We start from the raw sequence: 23,367 nt of genomic DNA, 5'->3' as shown, positions 1-23,367 counted from the left end.
CGCCGCCCGGAGGTGCTCACGCCTCCGGGTCCCTCACCCGGTAGCCCTCACCCGGTAGATCGTCACCTCCCGCCAGTCGCGGTCCTCAAGCTCGCGCGTCGTCGGCACCCGCATGGTGGCGACCGCCTCCAGCCCTTCCTTCGGCAGATAGGCCCGCCCCGGATCGGCCAGCAGCACATCCGCCCCCTCGGCCGCGAGGCGGCGCAGCCAGGGCATGATGTGCCCCGTCATCGGCGCCTCGTAGCAGACATCGCCGGCCAGCACCGTGTCCCAGCGGCGGGGCTGCCCCACCACATCCGCCTCGGCGGCGGCGACCGCGACGCCGTTCAGCGTGGCGTTGAGGTGGATGGCGGCGATGGCGAGGCGGTCGATCTCGGCGGCTTCCACGGGCGCCGCCCCCCGGCGCGCGGCGGCGATGGCGGCCAGCCCGCCGCCCGCCGCGAAGTCCAGCACGCGGCGCCCGGCGACGGGGATGGCGCCATCCAGGATCAGCCGCGCCAGCACCTGGCTGCCGGGCCAGGCGAAGGCCCAGAAGGGCGGCTCGATGCCGCGCGCCTGCAGCCATTCCTCGCTGGCCTGCCAGATCGGCGTGATCTCGGTGGCGAGGTGGAGGGCGATCTCCGGCACCAGCCCCGGGCGGGCGATGGCGGTGTGGCCGGCGATGAAGCCCGCATCGTCCCGCGCCAAGGCGGCCGGCACCGGCGCCTCCCGGGTCACAGGCGGCCGGCCAGGAAGGCAAGGGCGATCAGCAGCCCGACCTCGCGGTTGTTCTGGAACAGGCGCAGGCAGCGGGCGGGGTCATGGATGTCGAGCCGCGCCACCTGCCAGCCCAGCACCAGGGCCGGCAGCAGCAGGGCCGGAAAGAAGAGCGGCCCCATGCCCGCCCGCCAGCCCGCCGCCAGCAGCAGCGCCACGGCGCCGCCATAGCAGGCGATGAGGAAGGGCCGGGTGCGCTCGCCGAGGCGCCGCGCGCTGCTGCGCACGCCCACCAGCGCGTCGTCCTCGCGGTCCTGGTGGGCGTAGATGGTGTCGTAGCCCAGGATCCAGAGGAAGGCGGCGGCGTAGAGCAGCAGGCCGGGAGCATCGAGCCGGCCGGTGGCGGCGGCGTAGCCCATCGGCGCGCCCCAGGAGAAGGTGAGGCCCAGCACCGCCTGCGGCCAGTCCGTCACCCGCTTGGCCAGCGGGTAGAGCGCCACCGGCACCAGCGACACCACGCCGAGCAGGATGGACAGCCCGTTCAGCTGCACCAGGATGACCAGGCCCAGCGCCAGCAGCGCGCCCAGGAAGGCCACCGCCTGGCGCGGCGAGACGGCGCCGGAGGCCAGCGGGCGGCCCGCGGTGCGCGTCACCTGCCGGTCCAGGTCGCGGTCCCACAGGTCGTTGACGACGCAGCCCGCGCCCCGCATCACCACCGAGCCGATGCCGAACAGCAGGATGAGCGCGACGCCCACCCCCCAGCCCGGCGCCGCCAGGGCGAAGGCCCAGAGCGCCGGCAGGAACAGCAGCCAGGCGCCGATGGGCCGGTCCAGCCGCATCAGCAGGGCGAAGGGCCGCCAGGCCTCGGGGAGTTGCGCGACCCAGCCGCGCGCGCGGATATCGGTGTGCGTGTTCACGTCCCTATAAGCCTCGCCGGAGGGCGCCATGTCCATCCCACGCCTGTATGTCGAAGCCGCCCTCGGCGCGGGGGCGGAGGTTCCGGGGCTGCCCGGCCAGGGCCACTATCTGGGCCAGGTGATGCGCAAGCGGGAAGGCGACCCCGTGGTGCTGTTCAACGGCCGGGACGGCGAGTGGCGCGCCGGCATCGCCAGCCTGCGGAAGGACAAGGCGCTGTTCCGCCCCGAGGCCCTGCTGCGTCCCCAGGCCGCCTCGCCCGACCTGCGCCTGCTGCTGGCGCCGGTGAAGCGCGACGCCATGGACTGGATCGTGGAGAAGGCGACGGAGCTTGGCGTGCGCCGCATCCAGCCGGTGTTCACCGCCCGCTGCGTGGTGGGGCGGGTGAACCTGGAGCGGCTTTCCGCCATCGCGCGGGAGGCGGCGGAGCAGTGCGAGCGGCTGGACCTGCCCGGGATCGCGCCGCCGCTCGACCTGCACGCGGCGCTCGATGCCTGGGACGGGGCGCCCTTGCTGGTGGGCGACGCGCGGGGCAATGCACCGTCCATGCGCGTGGTTCTGCAGGGAAAGGCGCCGCCCATCGGGCTTCTCGTGGGGCCGGAGGGGGGATTCACCGAGGCGGAACTTGACGCGGTGCGCCGGCGCCCCTTTGTTTCACCGGCCGCGCTCGGGCCCCGCATCCTGCGGGCCGAGACGGCAGCGGTCTCGGGCCTCGCCGTGCTGCAGGCGCTGGCGGGGGACTGGGCCGCTCCCTCCTGAGGTATCTCTCTCTCCACCCAGCCACGCCGGGCGCCCGCCCGAGCCCGGGGCGCACGGAAGGTGACCATGTCGAATCCCGGCGAGGCCGATCTCACGCCGATCACATCCGTGCGGCAGCTGGCGGAGTGGTTCGCCCAGGGCAGCAAGCCGCGCGCCGCGTGGCGCATCGGCACCGAGCACGAGAAGTTCGGCTTCCGCCGCGACGACCTCTCGCCCCCGCCCTACGAGCCGGGCGGCATCCGCGCCATGCTGGAGGGGCTGGAGCGGCTGGGCTGGGAGCCGATCCTGGACCGCGGCAAGCCGATCGGGCTGAAGCGCGGCAATGCCTCGGTGAGCCTGGAGCCGGGCGGGCAGTTCGAGCTGTCCGGCGCGCCGCTCGAGGACCTGCACGGCACCGAGGCGGAGCTGGCCGACCATCTGCGCGAGGTGCGGGAGGTGGCGGCGCCGCTCGGCCTCGGCTTCGCGCCGCTCGGCTTCCACCCGCTGGCGACGCGCGACGCGATGCCGTGGATGCCCAAGGGCCGCTACGCCATCATGCGCCAGTACATGCCCCGCGTCGGCGCCATGGGGCTCGACATGATGCTGCGCACCTGCACCGTGCAGGTGAACCTCGATTTCGGCGACGAGGCCGACATGGTGGAGAAGCTGCGCGTCAGCCTGGCGCTGCAGCCGCTGGCCACCGCCCTCTTCGCCAACTCCCCCTTCCGCGAGGGCCGTCCCAATGGCCTGCGCACCCTGCGCGGCCGCGTCTGGACCGAGACGGACCCGGACCGCACCGGCATCCCCCCCGTGGTGTTCGAGCCGGGCTTCGGTTTCGAGCGCTTCGCCGAGCATGTGCTCGACGTGCCGATGTACTTCATCATGCGGCAGGGCCAGTGGATCGACGCCACCGGCTCCACCTTCCGCCAGTTCATGGCGCGCGGCCTGCCCGGCCATCCCGGCATCGGGGCCACCATGGGGGACTGGGCGGACCACGTGACCACCGTGTTCACCGATGTCCGCCTCAAGCGCTTCCTGGAGATGCGCGGCGCCGATGCCGGCAGCCCGGAGATGATGGTGGCGCTGTCCGCCTTCTGGACCGGCCTGCTGTATGACGACGCGGCGCAGAAGGCGGCCGCCGCCCTGGTGCGCGGCTGGGAGGTGGCGGAGATGCAGGCGCTGCGCGTGGCGGTGCCGGAGGGCGGGCTTGCCACCCCTTTCCGGGGCGCCACGGTGCGGGAGCTGGCGCATGTGGCGGTGGCCATCGCGCGGGACGGACTGCGCGCCCGGGGGCTTGGCGAGGAGCGTCACCTGGCGCCGCTGGAGCGGATCGTGGAAAGCGGCGAGACCCAGGCCGACCGCTGGCTGCGGCTGCACGCCACCGAATGGGGCGGCGACGTCTCGCGCATCATGGCGGCGGCGGCGGTCTGAGCCGCTAGGCCGCCCGGCACCCCCCAGGGCGCTCCAGGCCGGCGCGGTGGCGCCGCGCCGCTTCCCGCGCGAGGCGAATGGCCGCTTCCGGGCCGGGTGCCACGCCGATCTCGTCCAGCGCCTCGCCCGCGCTCAGCAGCAGGCGGATGCCCCCGGGGGCACCCTGCATCAGCACCGCCCAGTCCTCCCCGCTGCCCGCCTCGTCGGCCCAGGCAGGGGTGGCCATCAGCGTCACCTCGCCCTCGCAGCCGACGCTGGGAAAGAGGCTCCAGGGCTCGGGCAGGCTCCGCAGCCCGGTGGTGATCGCCGCGATCTCCGCGGCGCTCAGGCGGCCAGCCTCCCCGGAAACGCCGATGCCGCACATTCTGTGCCCCTTCTCGCCCAGGGCCGCGCCAGCCGGGCCCATCCGGGGCTTTTCCTTGAAAAAGGTTAACAAGCCTTAAAGGTCCGTGATTTTCTCGCGGAAACGTTAAGGGCCTGTTCCGCAGCACCGGGCGCGCCGAATCGTGTTCATGGCCCGTTCCGGGTGCTGGCATCCTGCGCCCCACCGCCCCACATGCCTGATCCGCAATCCGGTGACCGCCGCATGAACCACATCATCCCCGCCGCCACCCCCTTCCTGCCGCCCCGGCGCCCCGCCCCGCCCCGCACCCGGCGGCTGGAGGTGGTCTCGCCCTATGAGCCGGCGGGCGACCAGCCCACCGCCATCGCGCAGCTGGTGGAGGGGCTGGAGCAGGGGGAGCGGGACCAGGTGCTGCTCGGCGTCACCGGCTCGGGCAAGACCTTCAGCATGGCCAAGGTGATCGAGGCGCAGCAGCGCCCGACGCTGATCCTGGCGCCCAACAAGACGCTGGCGGCGCAGCTCTATGGCGAGATGAAGTCCTTCTTCCCCGAGAACGCGGTCGAGTACTTCGTCAGCTACTACGACTACTACCAGCCGGAAGCCTATGTCCCGCGCTCCGACACCTATATCGAGAAGGACGCGCAGATCAACGAGCAGATCGACCGGATGCGGCACAGCGCCACCCAGGCGCTGCTGGAGCGGAGCGACGTCATCATCGTCGCCTCCGTTTCCTGCATCTACGGCATCGGCTCGGTCGAGCTTTACTCCAACATGGTGGTCAAGCTGCAGCTCGGCGGCCGCATCGCGCGCGAGCAGCTGCTCAAGGCGCTGGTGGAGCAGCAATACCGCCGCAACGACGCTGGCTTCCAGCGCGGCACCTTCCGCGTGCGCGGCGAGACGGTGGACATCTGGCCCTCGCACCTCGAGGACCGCGCCTGGCGCGTCTCGCTGTTCGGCGACGAGGTGGATTCGCTGCGCGAGTTCGACCCGCTGACCGGCGAGATCGCCGGCGAGATGGAAAGCATCGCGGTCTACGCCAACAGCCACTACGTGACGCCGCGGCCGACGCTGCTGCAGGCGATCCGCGACATCCGGGTGGAGCTGAAGCAGCGGCTGGAGGAGCTGACCGCCGAGGGCAAGCTGCTGGAGGCGCAGCGTCTGGAGCAGCGCACCACCTTCGACCTGGAGATGATGGAGACCACCGGCTCCTGCAAAGGCATCGAGAACTATTCCCGGTACCTGTCCGGGCGCGGCCCCGGCCAGCCGCCGCCGACGCTGTTCGAGTACCTGCCCGAGAACGCGCTGCTGATCGTCGATGAAAGCCATGTCACGGTGCCGCAGATCGGCGGCATGTACCGGGGCGACTTCGCGCGCAAGACCATCCTGTCCGAGTTCGGCTTCCGGCTGCCCTCCTGCATGGACAACCGGCCGCTGAAGTTCGAGGAATGGGACAGCTTCCGCCCCGACAGCATCTTCGTCAGCGCCACGCCGGGGGCGTGGGAGATGGAGCGGACGGGCGGCAGCTTCGCCGAGCAGGTGATCCGCCCCACCGGGCTGATCGACCCGCCGGTGGAGATCCGCCCCGTGGAAGGCCAGGTGGACGACCTGCTGGCCGAGTGCCGCGCGGTGATGGAGAAGGGCGGCCGCGTGCTCGTCACCACCCTGACCAAGCGCATGGCCGAGGACCTGACGGAATACATGACCGAGGCCGGCATCAAGGTCCGGTATCTACATTCCGATGTCGATACGCTGGAGCGGATAGAAATCATCCGCGACCTGCGCAAGGGCGTGTTCGACGTGCTGGTGGGCATCAACCTGCTGCGCGAGGGCCTCGACATCCCCGAATGCGCCCTGGTCGCCATCCTCGACGCCGACAAGGAGGGCTTCCTGCGCTCCACCACCTCGCTGATCCAGACCATCGGCCGCGCCGCGCGCAACGCCGAGGGGCGCGTGGTGCTCTACGCCGACCGCATGACGGAAAGCATGCGCCGCGCGCTGGAGGAGACCGACCGCCGCCGCGCCAAGCAGCAGGCCTGGAACGCCGCGCATGGCATCACGCCGCAGACCATCCGCCGCCAGATCAGCGACGTGCTGCAATCGGTCTACGAGCAGGACTACGTCACCGTGGCGCCCACCGCGGCCGAGGAGGACGGGCCGGTCGAGTTCGTCGGCAAGGACCTGCGCGCCTCCATCGCCGAGCTGGAGCGCAAGATGCGCGCCGCCGCGGCCGACCTGGAGTTCGAGACCGCCGCCCGCCTGCGCGACGAGATCAAGCGGCTGGAGAACATGGAGCTGGGCCTCGCCGCCCCCGCCAACGCCAATGGTCCGGCGCTGGAGCCGAACCGCGCCGGGCGCTCCATGCAGGAAGCGGCGCCGAGGCGCGGCGGCGGGCAGGAGGCCGCGCCGAAGCGTGGCGGGCGCGGCAAGGGGGAATGGAAGCCCAAGCCGCTCGGGCCGGGAGGCGGCGGGTACGACCCGGAGAAGAAGCGCGGCGGCAGGCGGCGCGCGGGCTAGAATGAGGAAAGGGCGGGAAAGGAAGTTCCCTCCCCGCGCCCTGGTCCTTGTTTCCGCCGGTTGAGGAGGAACCAGGAGGCCAGGGCTTCCTCACGGCGGATCATGCGCGGCGGCCCGCTGCCCGGCCTGCGCCGCACCGGGCCGCGGACCGGCGCGGCATGGCGGGCAGGGTCGCGCGGAAGCCAGGCGCGGCGCTCCCCGCCGGATGGCCGTGGCCGGCCCAGGCCCAGGCCAAGCCCCGGCTTCAGCGCGGCGCCCGCAGCAGCGCGCGCAGCTCTTCCACCTCGGGCGCCACGGCGGCCTCGGCCTTGGCCTGCATGCGCCGGTAGGCGGCGAGCACCGCCTCGCCCAGCGGGGTGAGGCGGGCGCCGCCGCCGCTGCTGCCGCCGCGCGAGGCCTGCACCAGGGCCTGGCCGAACCCGGCCTCCAGCGCCTCCAGCAGCCGCCAGGCGCGGGCATAGGACATGCCGGTGGCACGCCCGGCGGCGCTGATCGAGCCCAGCTCGGCCACCGCCTGCAGCAGGTCGGCCTTGCCGGGGCCGAGCTGCGCCGCCTCGCCCACCGCCACCCGCAGATGCCGCACCGCCGGCGGCGCGCGCTCCCCCTGTTCCATGGGCCGCAGCAAAGCATGCGGGCGCCCGTGCTTCCAGGCTTGCCGTTGTATCGGCCAGAACATAACGTCCCCGCCCATGCGACGCCGCGCCCTGCTCGCCAGCCTGCTTCTCAGCCCGCTGGCCACCCCCGCCCTGCTGCCGCTGCGCCCCGCCCAGGCCCAGGCCCAGGCCCATGCCCAGGCGCCGGCCAGCGTCACCGTGTTCGCCGCCGCCAGCCTGCAGGATGCGATGCGGGCGCAGGACGCCGCCTGGCAGGCCAGGGGGGGCGCGCCGCTGCGCATGTCCTTCGCCTCCTCCTCCGTGCTGGCGCGGCAGATCGAGCAGGGGGCGCGGGCCGACCTGTTCGCCTCGGCCGACGAGGCGTGGATGGACCACCTCCAGGAGCGCGGCCTGGTCCGGCCCGGAACCCGCGCCTCGATGCTCGGCAACACGCTGGTGCTGGTGGCGCCGGCGGACCAGCCCACGCCTGTGGAACCGGCCGGCATCGCCGCGCGGCTGGGCGCTTCGGGCCGGCTGGCGGTGGGGGATCCGGCGCATGTGCCGGCCGGCCGCTATGCCGAGCGGGCGCTGGCCAGCCTCGGGCTTTGGGACGAGCTCCGCCCGCGCCTGGCGCGCGCCGAGAACGTGCGGGCCGCGCTGCTGCTGGTGGAGCGCGGCGAGGCGCCGCTCGGCATCGTCTACGGCACGGACGCGGCGGCGAGCGGCAAGGTGCGCGTGGTGGGCCGCTTTCCGCCCGGCAGCCACCCGCCGATCTCCTATCCCTTTGCCCTGACCCGCGACGCGGCCCCTGGCGCCGAGGCGCTGCTGGCCTTCCTGAAGGGCCCCGAGGCCGCCCCCGCCTGGCGCCGCGCCGGCTTCTCGCTCCCCGAATGACGGAGGTGGGGGTCCGGGGGAACTCAGCTCCCCCGGCGGGCAGGAGGGGCGGCGCCCCTCCTGCCCTCGCGTGCCGCCGATGCTGAGCCCCGAGGAATGGGAGGCCGTCCGCCTTTCGCTCAGCGTTTCCCTGCGCGCCGTGGCGTTCTCGCTGCCCCCCGCCATCCTGGTGGCGCTGGCCCTGGCGCGCGGCCGCTTTCCCGGCCGCACCCTGCTGGATGCCGTGGTGCACCTCCCCCTGGTGGTGCCGCCCGTGGTCACCGGCTGGGCGCTGCTGATGGTCTTCGGCCTGCGCGGCCCGGTGGGAGCGCCGCTGGCCGAGTGGTTCGGCATCCGCCTGGCCTTCACCAGCGCGGGTGCCGCCCTGGCCACGGCGGTGATGACCTTTCCGCTCATCGTCCGCGCCATCCGCCTGTCGCTGGACGGGCTGGACCGCGGGCTGGAGGAGGCGGCGGCGACGCTCGGCGCCGGCCGGCTGGACCGCTTCCTCACCGTGACGCTGCCGATGATGGCGCCCGGCATCCTGTCCGGCGCGGTGGTGGCCTTCGCGGCGGGCCTCGGCGAGTTCGGCGCCATCATCACCTTCGCCTCCAACGTGCCGGGCGAGACGCAGACCCTGCCGCTGGCCATCTACACCGCCACCCAGGTGCCGGGCGGCGAGGCCACGGCGGCGCGGCTGGCGGGCATCGCCTTCGCGCTGGCCATCACCGGGCTGCTCTCGGCCGACCTGCTGTCGCGCCGCCTGGCCCGGCTGCTGGGGCGGGCATGAGGGGAACGGCCATGAGGCGGAGGTGGCGCGGCTGATGCTGGAGGTTTCGCTGCGCCACCGCCTCGGCGCCTTCGCGCTGGAGGCCGCCTTCGCCGCGCCGCCGGGGGTGACGGTGCTGTTCGGGCCCTCGGGCAGCGGCAAGTCCAGCATCCTGGCCGCCGTGGCCGGCCTGCTGCGCCCGGCCGCGGGGCGGGTGGCGCTGGATGGCGCGCCGCTCACCGACACGGCGCGGGGCGTGTTCCTGCCGCCCGAGCGACGGCGCTGCGCCACGGTGTTCCAGGAGGGGCGGCTGTTTCCGCATCTCTCCGTGGCGTCCAACCTGCGCTACGGGCTGCGCCGCGCGCCGCGCGGGGCGGCGGGCCCGGGCTTTGCCGAGGTGGTGGCGCTGCTCGGGCTGGAGGCGCTGCTGGAGCGGCGCCCGGCGCGGCTCTCGGGTGGCGAGAAGCAGCGCGTGGCGCTGGGCCGCGCCCTGCTGGCCCGCCCCCGCCTGCTGCTGCTGGACGAGCCGCTGGCGGCGCTCGACGCCCCCCGCCGGCAGGAGGTGCTGCCCTTCCTGGAGGCGCTGCGCGACCGCGCGGGCCTGCCCATGCTCTATGTCACCCATGCGCTGGACGAGGCGGACCGGCTGGCGGACACGCTGGTGCTGCTGGAGGCGGGGCAGGTGCGCGCCGCCGGCCCGCTGGCCGCGCTCACCGCGCGCACCGACCTGCCGCTGCTGGCGGCGCGGCGGGATGCGGGGGTGGTGCTGCCCTGCCACGTCGCGGCGCAGGACCCTGCCGCGGGGCTGACGCTGCTCGACTTTCCCGGCGGCCGGCTCCGCGTTTCCTGGCGGGAGGCGCCGCTCGGCCAGCCGCTCCGGCTGCGGGTGCGCGCGCGCGACGTGGCGGTGGCGCTGCCCGGCGTGGCGCTTTCGGGGGTGCTTTCCACCGGCAATGCCCTGCCCGCCACGCTGCGGGCGGTCGAGCGGCGGGGCGATGCGGAGTGCTTCCTGCGGCTGGCGGTGGGGGAGAGCACCCTGCTGGCGCGGGTGACACGGGAAGCGGTGGCGCGGCTGGGGCTGCGGCCGGGGCAGGCGGTGGTGGCGCTGGTGAGCGCCGTCTCGGCCGGCCAGGGCTGAGGCGCGCGGCCGGGGTTCGCCGCTGCGGCCTGGGGGGCTGTTGCCGTCCTTTCCCGCCTGCGGCACACCGGGTGCCGAGGAAACGACAGGCCGCAACCATGACCCCCACCCCAGCCCCGGTTTCCGCCACCCCCGCTTCTGCTCCTCCGGCCGGGCGCACCGGGGTGCTGCTCGCGCTCTGCGGCTGCGTCGTGCTGAGCATGACCACCTGGTTCTCGGCCGCCGCGGTGCTGCCGCAGCTTCGCGCCCTGTGGTCGGTGTCCGAGGCGGCGGCGGGGTGGCTCACCATCGCGGTGCAGCTGGGCTTCGTGCTGGGGGCGCTGGGTGCCGCGCTCACCGGCCTGCCGGACCGCGTGCCGCCGCGCCGCCTGATGGCGGGCGCCGCCTTCGGCGCGGCCCTGGCCAACCTGGCGCTGCTGGCGGCGCCCGGCCCGGGCAGCGCGATCGGGCTCCGCGTCGCCACGGGAGTGCTGATGGCGGGCATCTACCCGCCCGCCCTGAAGCTGGTCGCCACCTGGTTCCGCAGCGGCCGCGGCGTGGCGCTGGGCAGCGTGATCGGCGCGCTGACCCTGGGCTCGGCCCTGCCCCACGCGGTGAACGCGGGGGGCGGGCTGCCCTGGCAGGGCGTCATCCTGGCGGCCAGCGCCGCCACCCTGGCGGGCGGCGCCGGCGTGCTGCTGTTCCTGCGCGAGGGCCCCTATCCCTTTCCCCGCGCGTCCTTCGAGCCGGCGCGGCTGCGGCAGGCGCTGGGCAACCGGGCGGTGCTGCTCGCCACGGGCGGCTATCTCGGCCACATGTGGGAGCTCTACGCCATGTGGAGCTGGATGCTGGCCTTTCTCGCCGCCCGGCCGGGGGCGGGGGGTGGCGCCTCGCTGCTCACCTTCCTCATCGTCGCGGCGGGGGCGCCCGCCTGCGTGCTGGCCGGCTGGCTGGCGGACCGGCTGGGCCGCACCACCCTGACCATCGGGCTGATGGCGGCCTCCGGCGGATGCGCGGCGGCGATCGGCCTCGCCTGGGAAGGGCCGCCCTGGCTGCTGGCGGCCATCGGCCTGCTCTGGGGCGCCACGGTGGTGGCCGATTCGGCGCAGTTCTCGGCGGTGGTGACGGAAACCGGCGACCCCGCGCTGGTCGGCACCGCGCTCACGGCGCAGCTCGGCCTCGGCTTCCGGCTGACGGCGCTGGCCATCTGGGTGGTGCCGCTGGCGGCGGGCGCGCTGGGCGGCTGGCAATGGGCCTTCCTGGTGCTGGTGCCGGGGCCGCTGCTGGGCATCCTCGCCATGGCGCGGCTGCGCGCCCTGCCGGAAGCGCGGCGGATCGCCGACGGGCGGGGCTGAGCGCGAGGGGCGGAGGTGGCGCAGCGCCGGGTTTTCTCCGTGCGCAGGCCGCCCTCAGCCTTCCCCGCCCTGCATGGCCCGCCCGGCGCGGTGCCGCCGCAGCAGCCAGACGCCGATCAGCGCGGAACCCAGGAACAGCACGGCCGCCAGCAGCATCTGCGAGCTGCGCTCCACCGCCACCCCGGCGCCGGCCAGCACGAAGATGGCCGTCTGCGGCAGGTAGCCCACCGCCGAGGCGGCCAGGAAGGGCAGGGCGGGCAGGCCGGAAAGCCCGGCCAACAGGTTCAGCGCCAGGTTGTTGCCCACCGGCAGCAGGCGCAGCGCCAGGGTGGCGCCGAAGGGGCTGGCCGCCAGCGCGTCGTGCAGCGGCCGCAGGCGGCGGCCGAAGCGGCCGGCCAGCCGGCGCTGCGCCCAGCCGCGCCCGACCAGCCGGGCCCAGCCATAGGCGGCGGCGCAGCTCAGCACCTGCGCCAGCATCGACAGCGCCAGTCCCGCCCAGGGGCCCAGCGCGTAGCCGCCGAGAAAGGCGACGGCCTGGCGCGGCACGCCCACCGCCGCCGCCACCGTGCCCACCGCCAGAAAGGCGAACTCGCCCCACAGCGTCTGGTCCAGGTTGAAGCGGCGCACCCAGGCCTCGGCCTGGGCGCCGCCGGGGGCGCCGCCCAGCTCGCGCAGCAGCCAGCCGCCCAGCGCCAGCCCGGCCGCCAGCAGCAGGGCGCGCCCCAGGGCGGCGAGCGGCCCGCGGCGGGGGGGCGGCGCCTGCGGGCTCATTCGGGCGCGGAGGCCGGCCCGGCGGCATGAAGCCGCGGACGCTTCCAGCGGCGCTGCAGCCACATCACGCCCAGCATGTCGGTGACGCCGACCGCCAGCCGGTCCAGCGTGCCGTAGTTGGACTGGCCGCGCAGCCGGGGCCGGTGGTTCACCGGCCGGCTGACCACCCGCCCGCCCTGGCGCAGCACCAGCGCGGGCAGGAAGCGGTGCATGTGGTCGAAGGCCGGCAGCTCCAGGAACAGCGCGCGGGGGAACAGCTTCAGGCCGCAGCCCGTGTCCGGCGTGGCGTCGCCCAGCAGCCGGGCGCGGATGCCGTTGGCGAGGCGGCTGGAAAGGCGCTTCACCTGGCTGTCGCGGCGGTTGACGCGCCAGCCCGCCACCATCAGCGGCGGCTGGTCCGGCGTGCCATGCGCCCGCGCATAGTCCCAGAGGGCGGGGATGTCGGCCGGGTCGTTCTGCCCGTCGCCGTCCAGCGTGGCGATCCAGGCGCCGCGCGCGGCCCGCACGCCGGTGACGATGGCGGCCGACTGGCCGCAGGAGGCGGCGTGCCGTAGCACCACCAGCGCCGGCACCGTGGCCTGGAGGGCGGCGAGCGCCCCGGCCGTGGCGTCGGTCGAGCCGTCATCCACATAGATGATCTCGTGCGGCACGCCGGCCAGGGCGGCGCCGATCTCGGCCACCAGGGGCGCGATGTTGGGCGCCTCGTTCCGCACGGGGACGACCACCGAGAGGAGGGGGGCGGGATGGGGGTCGGCAGGGCTCATGCCGGTGCTTTCGGCTGCGGCGGGGCGCGGATGGTCCGGCATGGCCGCGCGGGGTAGCAGCCGCGGGCGGGGCCGACAAGGCATGGCGCGCGCCCCGACGCCCGGCCAGAGCCCCGGCGGGCCACCCGCATGGCAGGGCGTGCTCCCCGGGCGACACCGCTCCCCGCGCCTTCTCCCCCCACGCCCTCTCACTCCGCATTGCCGCCGCCGCATTGCCGCCACTGCATTGCTCATGCCCCGGCGCGGCCCACCTTTGCGCCGAACCATATGCTAGAGTGGGTCCACCATGCCTTTCGATCCGCACCCTCCCCGTTCCGCCCGGCAGGACGACCGCCGCCCCATCGCCTGGTGGCTGCTCGGCGTCGCCGGCCTCATCTGGGCCATGGTGGCGCTTGGCGGCGCCACGCGGCTCACCGGCTCCGGGCTCTCCATCATGGAATGGGCGCCGCTTTCCGGCACCCTGCCGCCGCTCAGCGAGGCCGAGTGGCAGCGCCTCTACGACCTCTACCGCACCATTCCGCAATACGAGCTGGTCAACCGCGGCTTCGGCATCGAGGGCTTCAAGCGGATCTTCTGGCTGGAATGGGCGCACCGGCTCTGGGGCCGGCTGATCGGGCTCGCCTTCCTGCTGCCGCTGGTCTGGTTCTGGGTGCGCGGGCGCATCCCCGCCGGGCTGAAGCCGCGCCTGCTGCTGCTTTTCGCGCTGGGCGGGCTGCAGGGGGCGGTGGGCTGGTTCATGGTCGCCTCCGGCTTCGAGGCGGACCGCACCGCCGTCTCCCCCTACCGGCTGGTGCTGCATCTGGGGCTGGCGCTGGTGCTCTACGGCATGGTGCTCTGGACGGCGCTCGGCCTGCTGCGGCCGGAGCGGACCGGGCCGCGCCGGCCCGCCGGGCTGCGCCGGCTGGTGCACGCCACCGCCGGGCTGCTGGTGCTGGCCATGCTGGCCGGCGGCTTCGTCGCCGGGCTGCGCGCCGGCCTCACCTACAACACCTTCCCGCTGATGGATGGCCGCCTCGTCCCCGAGGGCTACGCCCAGCTCTCGCCCTTCTGGCGGAACCTGACCGCCAACATCGCCGCCGTGCAGTTCAACCACCGCCTGCTCGCCACCCTGGCCGGCCTGGCCGCGCTCGCCGCCGCCGCCTGGGGCGCGCGCGCCCTGCCGGCCGGCCCCGCCCGCGCCGCCCTGCTGGCGCTGGGCGCCGTGGTGGCGCTGCAATACGCGCTCGGCGTCGCCACGCTGCTGATGGTGGTGCCGGTCTGGCTCGGCACGCTGCACCAGACGGCCGCGGTGGGCGTCCTCACCGCGGCGCTGGTGGCGCTGCACATGCTGAGGCCGCCCCGGATGCCCGCCAGATGACCCCCTCCACCATGAGTGAGCCATGATGAGCCAGTCCACGGCGGGTCAGCCTCCGGCCAGCCAGTTCCCGGCGGGCCAGCCCCTGGCGCTTGGCGAGCTGCCGCTGGCGGTGCTGCGCGGGCTGCCCGCCGCCGTCTTCGTCTTCGACGGCGGCGCGCGGCTGGCGATGGCCAATGCGGCGGCCTACGACATGCTGGGCATGACGCCCGACCTGCCGATGGAGGGCCGCTCGCTGGCCGACATCACGCGGCTCATGGCCTATCGGGGCCTGTACGGGCAGGGCGACCCGGAAGGGCAGGCCGCCGCCGCCCTGGCGCTGGACCGCGGCCAGCCGCACCGCCGCACCGCCCGCGCCACCGACGGCCGCTGGTTCGACCTGTTCTCGGAGCCCCTGCCCGGCGGCGGCTGGCTGAGCCTCGTGACCGACATCACCCTGCACCGGCGTGCCCTCGAGGCCAGCCAGGCGCGGGAGCGGCTGACCGACCAGGCGCTGCGGCACCACCCCTCCGGCCTCGGCCTGTACGATGCCGAGCACCGCCTCGTGCTGTTCAACGAGGCCTATGAGCGCATCCTCGAGGTTCCGCCGGGCACGCTGCGCGCCGGCCTGTCCTTCGAGGCGGTGTTCGACCTGATGGCGATCCACCAGGCGATGACGCCGCAGCAGATCGACGAGCTGCGCCGCTACCGCCTTTCCATCAACCGCCGCCGGCCGCACGAGCAGGTGCGCCAGCGCCCCGATGGCCGCGCCATCCGCTCCATCAGCCAGCCCATGCCGGATGGCGGCTTCCTCGTCTCGCTGCAGGACGTGACCGAGCTGCAGCAGGCGCGCGACGACGCCAACCGGCGCGCCTCCCTGCTGGATGGCGTGCTGGCGGCCCTGCCGCACGGCGTCTGCGTCTATGGCCCCGACCGCCGGCTGGCCATGGTGAACGAGGCCTATCAGCGCCTGCTGCAGGGGGCCGAGCTGAAGGTGGGCGAGCACCTGATGGACATCTGCCGGCGCCGCGAGGCGCAGGGCGAGTACGAGCCCGGCGTGACCGCCGAGACGGTGTTCCGCCGCCAGTTCCAGTTCAGCCCCATGGGCCGCGAGCGCCGGCGGCCGGACGGCACCATCGTCTGCACCCATGGCGCGATCCTGCCGGATGGCGGTCACATCGCGGTGGTGAGCGACGTGACGCCGCTGCGCCGGGCGGAGGCGGCCGCGCAGCAGCGCGCCCGCCTGCTCCAGGCCATGCTGGACAGCATGCGCCACGGCGTCTGCCTGTTCGACGCCGAGCACAAGGTCGTCGCCGCCAACGCGCTGGCGGCGCGCATGGCCGGGCTGCGGCCGGAGGACATGGCGCCCGGCACCCCGCTCTCGGTGCTGCGCGCCCTGCAATACGCCAGCGGCGAGTTCGGCGCCGGGCCGGCGGCGGACGAGCTCTACACCACCCGCGCCAACACCCTGGTGCCGCGGCTCGACCGCTACAGCCGCACCCGCCCGGACGGCACGGTGATCGAGATCACCACCGACCCCACGCCCGATGGCGGCTATGTGCGCACCTATGCGGACGTGACGGAGGAGCGGCGGGCGCGCGCCGCCATCGAGCATGCCCGCGTCCTGGCCGAGGAGGCGAACGCCGCCAAGAGCCGCTTCCTGGCCACCATGAGCCACGAGCTGCGCACGCCGCTGAACGCCGTGATCGGCTTCTCCGAGGCGCTGCTCGCCGAGCCGGGGGGGGCGCATGTCGGCGAGTTCGCGGGCACCATCCTGGAGGCCGGGCGGCACCTGCTCTCGCTGATCGACGAGATCCTGGAGGTGGCCAAGGCCGGCACCGGCACGCCGGCCGCCGCGACCCGCCCGCTCTTCCTGCCCAGCGTGCTGGAAGGCGCGGTGCGGCTGATGGGCAACAGCGCCGAGGCCGCTGGCGTCGTCCTCGCGGCGGAGCCGCTGCCCGCCCTGCCGCGCGTGCTGGCCGATGAGCGGCGGCTGCGCCAGGTGCTGCTCAACCTGCTCTCCAACGCGGTGAAGTTCACGCCGCGCGGCGGCACGGTGCGGATCGGCGCCGAGGCCCTGCCGGAAGGCGGGGTGGAGGTGCGGATCGCCGATAACGGCATCGGCATCGAGGAGGGCCAGCTCGAGCGGGCCTTCGAGCCCTTCGTGCAGCTGGAAACCAGCCATGCCCGGCGCTATGCCGGGTCGGGGCTCGGCCTCTACCTGGCGCGCGCCCTGGCGCAGTCCATGGGCGCCACGCTGACGCTGGAAAGCGCGCGGGGCGAGGGCACCGTCGCGCGGCTGCGGCTGGAGGCGGCGGAACAACAGCAGGAGCAGACGGCATGAGCGCGATCGAGACCACCGACCGGCTGTTCTTCCGCGACCTCGACCGCGCCGCGGCGGAGCGCCGGCTCGCGGAGGCGCTGGCCGGCGCCGAGGATGGCGAGCTGTTCCTGGAATACGTGGAAAGCGAGGCGATCAGCCTCGACGATGGCCGCATCCGCTCGGCCAGCTTCGACGCCACGCGCGGCTTCGGCCTGCGCGCCGTGGCCGGCGAGGCGGCGGGCTACGCGCATGGCGGCGAGATCTCCGAGGCGGCGCTGGCCCGCGCCGCCGGCACGGTGCGCGCCGTGGCGGCCGGGCATTCCGGCCGCCTCGCCGTGGCGCCGCGCGCCACCAATGCCCGTCTCTACGACGACGCCAACCCGCTCTCGGCCCTGGAGTTCCCCGCCAAGACGGCGCTGCTGGCCGAGATCGACGCCTATGCGCGCGGCCGCGACAGCCGCGTGACCCAGGTGATGGCGAGCCTGACCGGCGAATGGCAGGCGGTGCAGATCCTGCGCGCGGGCGGCGAGCGGGTGGCCGACCTCCGCCCGCTGGTGCGGCTCAACGTCTCGGTGGTGGTGGAGCAGGGCGGCCGGCGCGAGAGCGGCAGCCACGGCCTCGGCGGCCGCTTCGACTACGGCCGGGTGGTGGCGGCGCCGGTGTGGCGGGCGGCGGTGGACGAGGCGCTGCGCCAGGCCGTGCTGAACCTCGACAGCATCCCCGCCCCGGCGGGCGAGATGGAGGTGGTGCTCGGCCCCGGCTGGCCCGGCATCCTGCTGCACGAGGCGATCGGCCACGGGCTGGAGGGCGACTTCAACCGCAAGCGCACCTCCGCCTTCGCCGGGCTGATGGGCCAGCGGATCGCGGCGCCAGGCGTCACGGTGGTGGATGACGGCACCATCCCCGGCCGCCGCGGCAGCCTCACGGTGGATGACGAGGGCACCCCCTCCGGCCGCACCGTGCTGATCGAGGACGGCATCCTGGTGGGCTTCCTGCAGGACCGGCAGAACGCCCGGCTGATGGGGGTGGCCGCCACCGGCAACGGCCGCCGCCAGAGCCACGCCCACGCGCCGATGCCGCGCATGACCAACACCGTGATGCTGGGCGGCGACAAGGCGCCGGAGGAGATCCTGCGCAGCGTGAAGCGCGGCATCTGGGGCGTGAATTTCGGCGGCGGGCAGGTGGACATCACCAGCGGCAAGTTCGTCTTCTCGATGTCCGAGGCCTATCTGGTCGAGGATGGCAGGGTGGGCGCGCCGGTGAAGGGCGCCATGCTGATCGGCAACGGCCCGGAGGCGCTGACCCGGGTTTCCATGATCGGCGACGACATGGCGCTCGACCCGGGCATCGGCACCTGCGGCAAGCAGGGGCAGGGCGTGCCGGTGGGCGTCGGCCAGCCGACGCTGAAGATGAACGGCCTGACCATCGGCGGCACGGCGGTATGATCCGCCCCGCCAGGCCGGAGGAGGCGGGTGCCCTCGCCGCCCTGGCCGAGCGGGCCTATGCGGACTACGTCCCCCTCATCGGCCGCCGCCCGGCGCCCATGGACGACGACTACGCCGCCCGCATCGCCGCCGGCCAGGCCTGGGTGCTGGAGGCGGAGGAGGGCGGCCTCGCCGCGCTGCTGGTGCTGGAGCCGGCGGACGGCCATCTCTGGCTCGACAACGTCGCCGTCGATCCGGCGCGGCAGCGGGGCGGCCTCGGCCGCGCGCTGATGCGCTTCGTGGCCCGGGAGGCGCTGCGGCGCGGCCTGCCCGAGGTGCGGCTGCTGACCAATGAGCGGATGGAGCGCAACCTCGCCTTCTATGCCCGGCTCGGCTTTGCGGAGCTGGAGCGGCGCGAGGAGAAGGGGTTCCGCCGCGTCTTCATGGTGGCCCCGGCGGAATTGCTGGCGGCATCTCCGGCCGGGTAGGCGCGGCCGGCGGGAAGGGTTCCCGCCGGCCGGTCCGGGTCAGCGCGCGCGGCGGGCGGGCGCCGCGTTGCGCGCCGGCGCCGCGCTGCGGGCGGGCGTGGCGCTGGCCGGCGGCGCGGACACGCGCGGGGTGACGGCGGCGGGCGTCGCCGCGGCGGCGCCGGGCTCGACCGTCACGTTCACCTTCACGCTGGTGGAGCCGGGCAGCAGCCGCACCACGAAGCTGTCCGTGCCCGAGAAGCCCGGGTCCGGCGTGTAGTCGATGCGCGTCCAGTCGCCCACGCTGTGGACATGCACGCGGCCCCGCGCGGGGCGGCTGGTCAGCAGCCCGGCGTCGAACGGCTCCGGCCCGGGGCGGGAAACCCGCACGCCGCACCAGCCGCCATCGTTGCGCACGGTCATCGGCACTTCGGTCTGCTGGGCATCGACCAGCCTCGGCTCGTCCTGCACGGTGCAGAGCTGGGCCCCCCCCTGCAGGTCGGCCGCGTAGATCGGCCGGGTGGAGCGGGCGGCCGGCGTGCCCTGCGGCTGGGCGCAGGCGGCGAGCAGGGCCGGCAGGGCCAGGGCGGCCCAGGCAGCATGAAGGCGCATCAGCGGGCAGCCCGGCGGGTGGCGGCGGGAGCGGGGGCGGAGGCGCTGCTGGCGCAGCTGCCCAGGGTCGCCGGCAGCAGGTCCTTGGCGGCGGCGTAGGGCGCCAGCTCGGCATGCGAGGGCAGGGCCATCACTTCCTGGAACAGCCGCGCGTTGCGGGCGCAGAAATCGGCGCCGACGCGGTTGGCCTCCTGGGCGCGGGCATTGGCCAGGTTGGTGATGAAGGTGTCGTTCGCCCGCTGGCCGGCGCGGCGGTCGCGCCCGGTGAAGTGCCTGATCACCGCCATGTCGTTGCTGCTCAGCGTCGAGCGGTAGCGGGTGATGAAGTCGTTGTAGGGCTTCTCGGTGTCGCAGGTGGTGGCGACGACCATCAGCTCCGTCTTCAGGGCCGAAAGCTCGAACATCGCCTGCGCCTCGGGGTCGGCGCAGCGGAAGGGCGCGGCCAGGGCGGCGGTGGAGGCGAACAGGGTGCTCAGCATGAGCAGCCCCGCCACGCCGCGGCGGACCCCCTGAAGAGCCTGGCCGGACGACGCCCCGGCGGGGGGCATGGTCGGGCGCGTGTTTGGAAGCGGGTGGTGCTGAACCATGCCCCTCTCCTCTCCGTTCTTGAAAACCGCGCGGTGACTGGCCGCGGACTGGCTGCGGAAAACCTGGAATGCGTGGGCGGCGGGGCCGTGCCCGTTCCCGGTCCGGCCCCCGCCCCGGGGCAGGGAGGCGCCGCGACCGGATGCGGCTCCGGGCGCCCCGCCCGGTCGCGCGCTGGGGCGGCGGGGCCGGGCTGGCCGGAAGGCATCAGGGCGGCGGCGCGGTGGTGCCCGGCGCTGAATACCGTGACGCCCCCGGCCAGGGCAAGGGCGAGAACGAGGGGCGGCACCGATTGTGCTCCCGCGAAATCAAGTTGTTATGCTGTATTGCTGCGCTGGCGTCTGCACTGTGTTCCCGGCGCATCAGGCTGAAGGAGCGCGGGTGGCGCGCGGCGGCGCCGAATCGTGCTAAGCCGCGCCGCCCCGCGCCCGGCCCGCCCGGCGCGGCACGGGCCAGGGGCAGGAACGGGAGGGCTTGGAGCAGGCCGGCATGACCACGCGCGGATGGATCGTCGCGGCGCCCCGCTCGGGCGCCGGCAAGAGCACCCTGACCCTGGCGTTGCTGGCCGCGCTGCGGCGGCGGGGCCTGGCCGTGGGCGCCGCCAAGTCCGGCCCCGACTACATCGACCCCGCCTTCCACGCCGCCGCCTGCGGCCGCCCCAGCCCCAACCTGGACAGCTGGGCCATGCCCGGCCCGCTGCTCGACGCCACGGCGCGGGCGGCGGCGGAAGGGCTTTCCCTGCTGCTGGTCGAATCCGCCATGGGGCTGTTCGACGGCGCCGGCGGCGCGCCGGGCCGGGATGGCAGCGCCGCCGACCTCGCCGCGCGGCTCGGCCTGCCGGTGCTGCTGCTGCTCGACATCTCCGGCCAGTCGCAATCGGCCGCCGCGGTGGCGCGCGGCTTCGCCACCCACCGGCCCGATGTGCGGGTGGGGGGCGTGGTGCTGAACCGCGTGGCCAGCCCCCGGCACCGGCGCGGCGCCGCCAAGGCCATCGCGGAAGCCGGCCTGCCGGTGCTGGGCGCCCTGCCGCGCGAGCCGGCCATCGCCCTGCCGGAGCGGCATCTCGGGCTGGTCCAGGCGCGCGAGCTGGGCAGCCTGCCCGCGCTGCTGGACCGCCTGGCCGATCTGGCGGAGGCCCATCTCGACCTGGACGCCATCCTGGCCGGCGCCGTGCCGCTGCGCGCCGCCTCCGCTTCCCCGCCCACCCCCGCGCCCCGGCTCCTGCCGCCTCCGGGCCAGCGCGTCGCGGTGGCGGAGGACGCGGCCTTCAGCTTCCTCTACCCCCATCTGGCCGAGGGCTGGCGGCGGAGCGGGGCGGAGCTGGTGCCCTTCTCCCCCCTGGCCGACGAGCCGCCCCCGGGGGATTGCGACGCCTGCTGGCTGCCCGGCGGCTATCCGGAGCTGCATGCCGGCCGGATCGCCGCCGCCGCCCGCTTCCTGTCCGGGCTGCGCCGCTTCGCCGCGCATCGTCCGGTGCATGGCGAGTGCGGCGGCCACATGGTGCTGGGCGAGGGGCTGGAGGATGCGGAAGGAACCCGCCACGCCATGGCCGGCCTGCTCGGCCACGCCACCAGCTTCGCGCGGCGGAAGATGAATCTCGGCTATCGCGAGGCGCGGCTGCTGGCCGATGGCGTGCTCGGCCCCGCCGGCACCGTGCTGCGCGGCCACGAGTTCCACTACGCCACCGTGACCACGCCCGGTGCCGATCCGCCGCTCGCCCTGCTGGCCGACGCCCATGGCACCCCGCTGGGGCCGGGGGGCGGCCGGCGCGGCCGGGTCAGCGGCGGCTTCTTCCACGTCATCGCCGCGCAGGAGCCATGATGCCCGCCCTTTCCGGCCCGCTTCCCTTTGCCAGCCTGGAGGCCGTCCGCGCCGCCTGCACCGCGCCGCCCGCCGGCGACGAGGCCGCCGCCGCCGCCGTCGCCGCCCGGCAGGCGCGCCTCACCAAGCCGCCGGGCAGCCTGGGCCGGCTGGAGGCGCTGGCCGCCTGGCTGGCGCGCTGGCAGCGCCGCGCCATGCCGGTGCTGGAGCGGGTGCAGGTGCTGGTCTTCGCCGGCAACCATGGCGTGGCGGCGCGCGGCGTCTCGCCCTATCCGGCGGCGGTGACGGCGCAGATGGTGGCCAACTTCGCCGCCGGCGGCGCCGCCATCAACCAGCTCGCCGCGGCCGCAGGCGCCCGGCTGCGCGTGGTGCCGCTGGCGCTGGACGCGCCCACCGCCGACTTCACCGCCGCCCCCGCGCTCGGCGAGGAGGAGTTCCTGGCGGCGCTGAACCAGGGCGCCGCCGCCCTGGAGCCCGGCCTCGGCCTGCTCTGCCTGGGCGAGATGGGCATCGGCAACACCACGGCGGGGGCGGCGCTGGCGGCGGCGCTGTTCGGCGGCGATGGCGCCGCCTGGGCCGGGCGCGGCACGGGCGTGGACGCGGCCGGCCTGGACCGCAAGCGCGCCGCCATCGACGCGGCCCTGGCGCGCCATGCCGCGTCCCTGGCCGACCCGCTGGAGGCCGCCCGCCGCCTGGGCGGACGCGAGCTGGCCGCCATCCTGGGCGCGGCGCTGGAGGCGCGGCGGCGTGGCGTGCCGGTGCTGCTGGACGGCTTCGTCTGCACCGCCGCCGCCGCGCCGCTGGCCTGCCTGGCTCCCGGCGGCCTGGATCACGCGCTGGTGGCGCACCGCTCGGCCGAGGCCGGCCATGCGCGGCTGCTGGACGAGCTGGGGCAGGAGCCGCTGCTCGACCTGGGGATGCGGCTCGGCGAGGCATCGGGCGCCGCCCTCGCCGTGCCGCTGCTGCGCGCCGCCCTCGCCTGCCATGCCGGCATGGCCACCTTCGCCGAGGCGGGCGTCGCGGAGCGCACGGAAGAGGGCGTCGCGGAGCGCGCGGAAGAGGGCGTGGCGGAGCGCGCGGAAGAGGGCGTGGCGGAGCGCGCGGAAGAGGATGTGGCGGAGCGCGCGGAGCAAGGCGGGACGGGCGCCGGATGACCGGCGGCTGGCTGGCGGCGCGCGGGCGCGAGCTTGGCGCCGCGCTGGGCCTGCTGACGCGCCTGCCGCTGGGGCGCTGGCCCATGCCGGCCGATGCCGCGGGCTTCGCCCGCGCCGCCTGGGCCTATCCGCTGGTGGGCGCGCTGGCGGGCGGCGTCGCGGGCGGGGCGCAGGCGCTGCTGGTGGGGCTTGGCCTGCCGCCCGCCCTGGCCGCGCCCTGGTCGCTGGCCGCCCTGCTGCTGCTGACCGGCGCCCTGCACGAGGACGGCCTGGCCGACATGGCCGACGGCTTCGGCGGCGGCCGCGACCGCGCGCGCAAGCTGGCCATCATGCGCGACAGCCGCATCGGCAGCTTCGGCGCCCTGGCGCTGCTGCTCTCCCTGTTCCTGCGCGGCACGGCGCTGGCGCTGCTGCCCTCGCCCCTGCTCATGATGGCGGCCGCCGGAGCGCTGTCCCGCGCCGCGCTGCTGGTGCCGCTCGGCCTGCTGCCGCCCGCCCGCGCCGATGGGCTGGCGGCCGGGCTTGGCCGCGCGGGCGTGGCGCCGGGGCTGGCCGTGGGCGCAGCGCTGGCCTTCCTGCTGCTGCCGCCGGGTGGGGCGCTTTCCGCCCTCCTCGCGGCGGTGCTGGCGGGGCTGGGCGTCGCCCTGCTGGCGAGGCGGCAGGTCGGCGGGCATACGGGCGACGTGCTGGGGGGCTGCGCCGTCCTCGCCGAGTGCGCGGCGCTCACGGCGCTGCTTCTGGGCCGCTGACTTTCCCCCTCCGGCTTCCG

The 23,367-nt window shown here is 75.3% G+C and carries 22 protein-coding genes; 14 read left to right on the top strand and 8 right to left on the bottom strand.

Annotated features, from left to right (window positions below; all coding sequences use genetic code 11):
• Positions 1 to 33 precede the first annotated feature (33 nt).
• Positions 34 to 699 (bottom strand): class I SAM-dependent methyltransferase, encoded by a 666-nt coding sequence (locus tag CR162_RS14340; RefSeq protein ID WP_408887457.1) that lies wholly within the window; start codon positions 697 to 699, stop codon positions 34 to 36.
• Between the two features lie 14 nt (positions 700 to 713).
• Positions 714 to 1,649 carry a 4-hydroxybenzoate octaprenyltransferase gene (gene ubiA / locus CR162_RS14335; RefSeq protein ID WP_099096217.1) on the bottom strand — a complete coding sequence of 312 codons (936 nt, stop codon included), beginning with the start codon at positions 1,647 to 1,649 and terminating at the stop codon, positions 714 to 716.
• On the opposite strand from ubiA, the gene CR162_RS14330 reads away from it, so the two are divergent.
• Together CR162_RS14330 and CR162_RS14325 are read left to right on the top strand one after the other, a co-directional pair.
• Positions 1,642 to 2,370, top strand: a complete 729-nt coding sequence (locus CR162_RS14330) for a 16S rRNA (uracil(1498)-N(3))-methyltransferase (RefSeq protein WP_099096216.1) — start codon at positions 1,642 to 1,644, stop codon at positions 2,368 to 2,370. The two genes, ubiA and CR162_RS14330, sit on opposite strands and share 8 nt — an antisense overlap.
• A gap of 66 nt (positions 2,371 to 2,436) precedes the next feature.
• Positions 2,437 to 3,780, top strand: coding sequence for a glutamate--cysteine ligase (locus CR162_RS14325; RefSeq protein WP_099096215.1), 1,344 nt, complete (start codon positions 2,437 to 2,439; stop codon positions 3,778 to 3,780).
• A 4-nt stretch (positions 3,781 to 3,784) separates the two neighbouring features.
• On the opposite strand, the gene CR162_RS14320 is transcribed toward CR162_RS14325, so the two are convergent.
• Positions 3,785 to 4,144 carry a hypothetical protein gene (locus tag CR162_RS14320; protein ID WP_141563160.1) on the bottom strand — a complete coding sequence of 120 codons (360 nt, stop codon included), beginning with the start codon at positions 4,142 to 4,144 and terminating at the stop codon, positions 3,785 to 3,787.
• A 222-nt stretch (positions 4,145 to 4,366) separates the two neighbouring features.
• Between CR162_RS14320 and uvrB the strand changes: the two genes are divergently transcribed.
• Complete coding sequence (uvrB, locus tag CR162_RS14315) at positions 4,367 to 6,637, top strand: excinuclease ABC subunit UvrB (RefSeq protein WP_099096213.1); 2,271 nt, start codon at positions 4,367 to 4,369, stop codon at positions 6,635 to 6,637.
• Positions 6,638 to 6,881: 244 nt separating this feature from the next.
• On the opposite strand, the gene CR162_RS14310 is transcribed toward uvrB, so the two are convergent.
• Positions 6,882 to 7,250 (bottom strand): winged helix-turn-helix domain-containing protein, encoded by a 369-nt coding sequence (locus tag CR162_RS14310; protein ID WP_099096212.1) that lies wholly within the window; start codon positions 7,248 to 7,250, stop codon positions 6,882 to 6,884.
• Between the two features lie 76 nt (positions 7,251 to 7,326).
• Here CR162_RS14310 and modA point away from each other — a divergent pair, with 76 nt between their 5' ends.
• The 4 genes from modA to CR162_RS14290 all read left to right on the top strand — a co-directional run bounded on the left by modA (position 7,327) and on the right by CR162_RS14290 (position 11,344).
• Entirely contained in the window at positions 7,327 to 8,124 is a 798-nt protein-coding gene (modA, locus tag CR162_RS14305) for a molybdate ABC transporter substrate-binding protein (RefSeq protein WP_099096211.1), read from the top strand.
• A gap of 79 nt (positions 8,125 to 8,203) precedes the next feature.
• Positions 8,204 to 8,893 carry a molybdate ABC transporter permease subunit gene (modB, locus tag CR162_RS14300; RefSeq protein ID WP_099096210.1) on the top strand — a complete coding sequence of 230 codons (690 nt, stop codon included), beginning with the start codon at positions 8,204 to 8,206 and terminating at the stop codon, positions 8,891 to 8,893.
• 34 nt (positions 8,894 to 8,927) lie between these two features.
• Positions 8,928 to 10,010 (top strand): molybdenum ABC transporter ATP-binding protein, encoded by a 1,083-nt coding sequence (modC, locus tag CR162_RS14295; protein ID WP_099096232.1) that lies wholly within the window; start codon positions 8,928 to 8,930, stop codon positions 10,008 to 10,010.
• A gap of 98 nt (positions 10,011 to 10,108) precedes the next feature.
• A complete protein-coding gene (locus CR162_RS14290) occupies positions 10,109 to 11,344 on the top strand; it encodes an MFS transporter (RefSeq protein ID WP_099096209.1) in 1,236 nt (411 codons plus the stop codon).
• A 54-nt stretch (positions 11,345 to 11,398) separates the two neighbouring features.
• On the opposite strand, the gene CR162_RS14285 is transcribed toward CR162_RS14290, so the two are convergent.
• The gene (locus CR162_RS14285; protein WP_099096208.1) at positions 11,399 to 12,115 is read right to left on the bottom strand and encodes a TVP38/TMEM64 family protein; all 717 of its coding nucleotides are present in this window, start codon (positions 12,113 to 12,115) and stop codon (positions 11,399 to 11,401) included.
• Entirely contained in the window at positions 12,112 to 12,879 is a 768-nt protein-coding gene (locus CR162_RS14280; RefSeq protein WP_099096231.1) for a glycosyltransferase family 2 protein, read from the bottom strand. The genes CR162_RS14285 and CR162_RS14280 overlap by 4 nt, the downstream gene beginning before the upstream one ends.
• 286 nt (positions 12,880 to 13,165) lie before the next feature.
• Here CR162_RS14280 and CR162_RS14275 point away from each other — a divergent pair, with 286 nt between their 5' ends.
• Genes CR162_RS14275 through CR162_RS14260 form a run of 4 tightly spaced genes read left to right on the top strand, consistent with a single transcriptional unit; the run spans position 13,166 to position 18,447 of the window.
• Positions 13,166 to 14,236: a COX15/CtaA family protein gene (locus CR162_RS14275; protein ID WP_099096207.1), complete on the top strand. Its 1,071-nt coding sequence runs from the start codon at positions 13,166 to 13,168 to the stop codon at positions 14,234 to 14,236.
• Positions 14,237 to 14,258: 22 nt separating this feature from the next.
• The gene (locus tag CR162_RS14270; RefSeq protein ID WP_099096206.1) at positions 14,259 to 16,556 is read left to right on the top strand and encodes a sensor histidine kinase; all 2,298 of its coding nucleotides are present in this window, start codon (positions 14,259 to 14,261) and stop codon (positions 16,554 to 16,556) included.
• Positions 16,553 to 17,980 carry a metalloprotease TldD gene (tldD, locus tag CR162_RS14265; protein WP_099096205.1) on the top strand — a complete coding sequence of 476 codons (1,428 nt, stop codon included), beginning with the start codon at positions 16,553 to 16,555 and terminating at the stop codon, positions 17,978 to 17,980. Before CR162_RS14270 ends, tldD begins: the two co-directional genes overlap by 4 nt.
• A complete protein-coding gene (locus CR162_RS14260) occupies positions 17,977 to 18,447 on the top strand; it encodes a GNAT family N-acetyltransferase (protein WP_099096204.1) in 471 nt (156 codons plus the stop codon). Before tldD ends, CR162_RS14260 begins: the two co-directional genes overlap by 4 nt.
• A gap of 39 nt (positions 18,448 to 18,486) precedes the next feature.
• Here CR162_RS14260 and CR162_RS14255 read toward each other — a convergent pair whose 3' ends face one another.
• A complete protein-coding gene (locus tag CR162_RS14255) occupies positions 18,487 to 19,038 on the bottom strand; it encodes a hypothetical protein (RefSeq protein ID WP_099096203.1) in 552 nt (183 codons plus the stop codon).
• Positions 19,038 to 19,517 (bottom strand): hypothetical protein, encoded by a 480-nt coding sequence (locus tag CR162_RS14250; RefSeq protein ID WP_141563159.1) that lies wholly within the window; start codon positions 19,515 to 19,517, stop codon positions 19,038 to 19,040. The genes CR162_RS14255 and CR162_RS14250 overlap by 1 nt, the downstream gene beginning before the upstream one ends.
• Positions 19,518 to 20,112: 595 nt before the next feature.
• Between CR162_RS14250 and CR162_RS14245 the strand changes: the two genes are divergently transcribed.
• Genes CR162_RS14245 through cobS form a run of 3 tightly spaced genes read left to right on the top strand, consistent with a single transcriptional unit; the run spans position 20,113 to position 23,347 of the window.
• Positions 20,113 to 21,444 carry a cobyrinate a,c-diamide synthase gene (locus CR162_RS14245; RefSeq protein WP_099096230.1) on the top strand — a complete coding sequence of 444 codons (1,332 nt, stop codon included), beginning with the start codon at positions 20,113 to 20,115 and terminating at the stop codon, positions 21,442 to 21,444.
• Positions 21,444 to 22,598: a nicotinate-nucleotide--dimethylbenzimidazole phosphoribosyltransferase gene (gene cobT / locus CR162_RS14240; RefSeq protein WP_099096201.1), complete on the top strand. Its 1,155-nt coding sequence runs from the start codon at positions 21,444 to 21,446 to the stop codon at positions 22,596 to 22,598. The genes CR162_RS14245 and cobT overlap by 1 nt, the downstream gene beginning before the upstream one ends.
• A complete protein-coding gene (gene cobS, locus CR162_RS14235; protein ID WP_099096200.1) occupies positions 22,595 to 23,347 on the top strand; it encodes an adenosylcobinamide-GDP ribazoletransferase in 753 nt (250 codons plus the stop codon). The genes cobT and cobS overlap by 4 nt, the downstream gene beginning before the upstream one ends.
• The last annotated feature ends 20 nt before the right edge of the window (positions 23,348 to 23,367 follow it).

This window comes from Teichococcus rhizosphaerae (assembly GCF_002631185.1).
Lineage (GTDB): Bacteria > Pseudomonadota > Alphaproteobacteria > Acetobacterales > Acetobacteraceae > Pseudoroseomonas > Pseudoroseomonas rhizosphaerae.
This window is presented reverse-complemented; position numbering and strand designations above follow the sequence as displayed.

Excerpts from the sequence above, each read along its gene's own strand:
- CR162_RS14330 (WP_099096216.1), top strand. The coding sequence starts at position 1,642 with ATGTCCATCCCACGCCTGTATGTCGAAGCCGCCCTCGGCGCGGGGGCG.
- ubiA (WP_099096217.1), bottom strand. The coding sequence starts at position 1,649 with ATGGACATGGCGCCCTCCGGCGAGGCTTATAGGGACGTGAACACGCAC.
- CR162_RS14325 (WP_099096215.1), top strand. The coding sequence starts at position 2,437 with ATGTCGAATCCCGGCGAGGCCGATCTCACGCCGATCACATCCGTGCGG.
- CR162_RS14320 (WP_141563160.1), bottom strand. The coding sequence starts at position 4,144 with ATGTGCGGCATCGGCGTTTCCGGGGAGGCTGGCCGCCTGAGCGCCGCG.
- uvrB (WP_099096213.1), top strand. The coding sequence starts at position 4,367 with ATGAACCACATCATCCCCGCCGCCACCCCCTTCCTGCCGCCCCGGCGC.
- CR162_RS14310 (WP_099096212.1), bottom strand. The coding sequence starts at position 7,250 with ATGGAACAGGGGGAGCGCGCGCCGCCGGCGGTGCGGCATCTGCGGGTG.
- modA (WP_099096211.1), top strand. The coding sequence starts at position 7,327 with ATGCGACGCCGCGCCCTGCTCGCCAGCCTGCTTCTCAGCCCGCTGGCC.
- modB (WP_099096210.1), top strand. The coding sequence starts at position 8,204 with ATGCTGAGCCCCGAGGAATGGGAGGCCGTCCGCCTTTCGCTCAGCGTT.
- modC (WP_099096232.1), top strand. The coding sequence starts at position 8,928 with ATGCTGGAGGTTTCGCTGCGCCACCGCCTCGGCGCCTTCGCGCTGGAG.
- CR162_RS14290 (WP_099096209.1), top strand. The coding sequence starts at position 10,109 with ATGACCCCCACCCCAGCCCCGGTTTCCGCCACCCCCGCTTCTGCTCCT.
- CR162_RS14285 (WP_099096208.1), bottom strand. The coding sequence starts at position 12,115 with ATGAGCCCGCAGGCGCCGCCCCCCCGCCGCGGGCCGCTCGCCGCCCTG.
- CR162_RS14280 (WP_099096231.1), bottom strand. The coding sequence starts at position 12,879 with ATGAGCCCTGCCGACCCCCATCCCGCCCCCCTCCTCTCGGTGGTCGTC.
- CR162_RS14275 (WP_099096207.1), top strand. The coding sequence starts at position 13,166 with ATGCCTTTCGATCCGCACCCTCCCCGTTCCGCCCGGCAGGACGACCGC.
- CR162_RS14270 (WP_099096206.1), top strand. The coding sequence starts at position 14,259 with ATGATGAGCCAGTCCACGGCGGGTCAGCCTCCGGCCAGCCAGTTCCCG.
- tldD (WP_099096205.1), top strand. The coding sequence starts at position 16,553 with ATGAGCGCGATCGAGACCACCGACCGGCTGTTCTTCCGCGACCTCGAC.
- CR162_RS14260 (WP_099096204.1), top strand. The coding sequence starts at position 17,977 with ATGATCCGCCCCGCCAGGCCGGAGGAGGCGGGTGCCCTCGCCGCCCTG.
- CR162_RS14255 (WP_099096203.1), bottom strand. The coding sequence starts at position 19,038 with ATGCGCCTTCATGCTGCCTGGGCCGCCCTGGCCCTGCCGGCCCTGCTC.
- CR162_RS14250 (WP_141563159.1), bottom strand. The coding sequence starts at position 19,517 with ATGCTGAGCACCCTGTTCGCCTCCACCGCCGCCCTGGCCGCGCCCTTC.
- CR162_RS14245 (WP_099096230.1), top strand. The coding sequence starts at position 20,113 with ATGACCACGCGCGGATGGATCGTCGCGGCGCCCCGCTCGGGCGCCGGC.
- cobT (WP_099096201.1), top strand. The coding sequence starts at position 21,444 with ATGCCCGCCCTTTCCGGCCCGCTTCCCTTTGCCAGCCTGGAGGCCGTC.
- cobS (WP_099096200.1), top strand. The coding sequence starts at position 22,595 with ATGACCGGCGGCTGGCTGGCGGCGCGCGGGCGCGAGCTTGGCGCCGCG.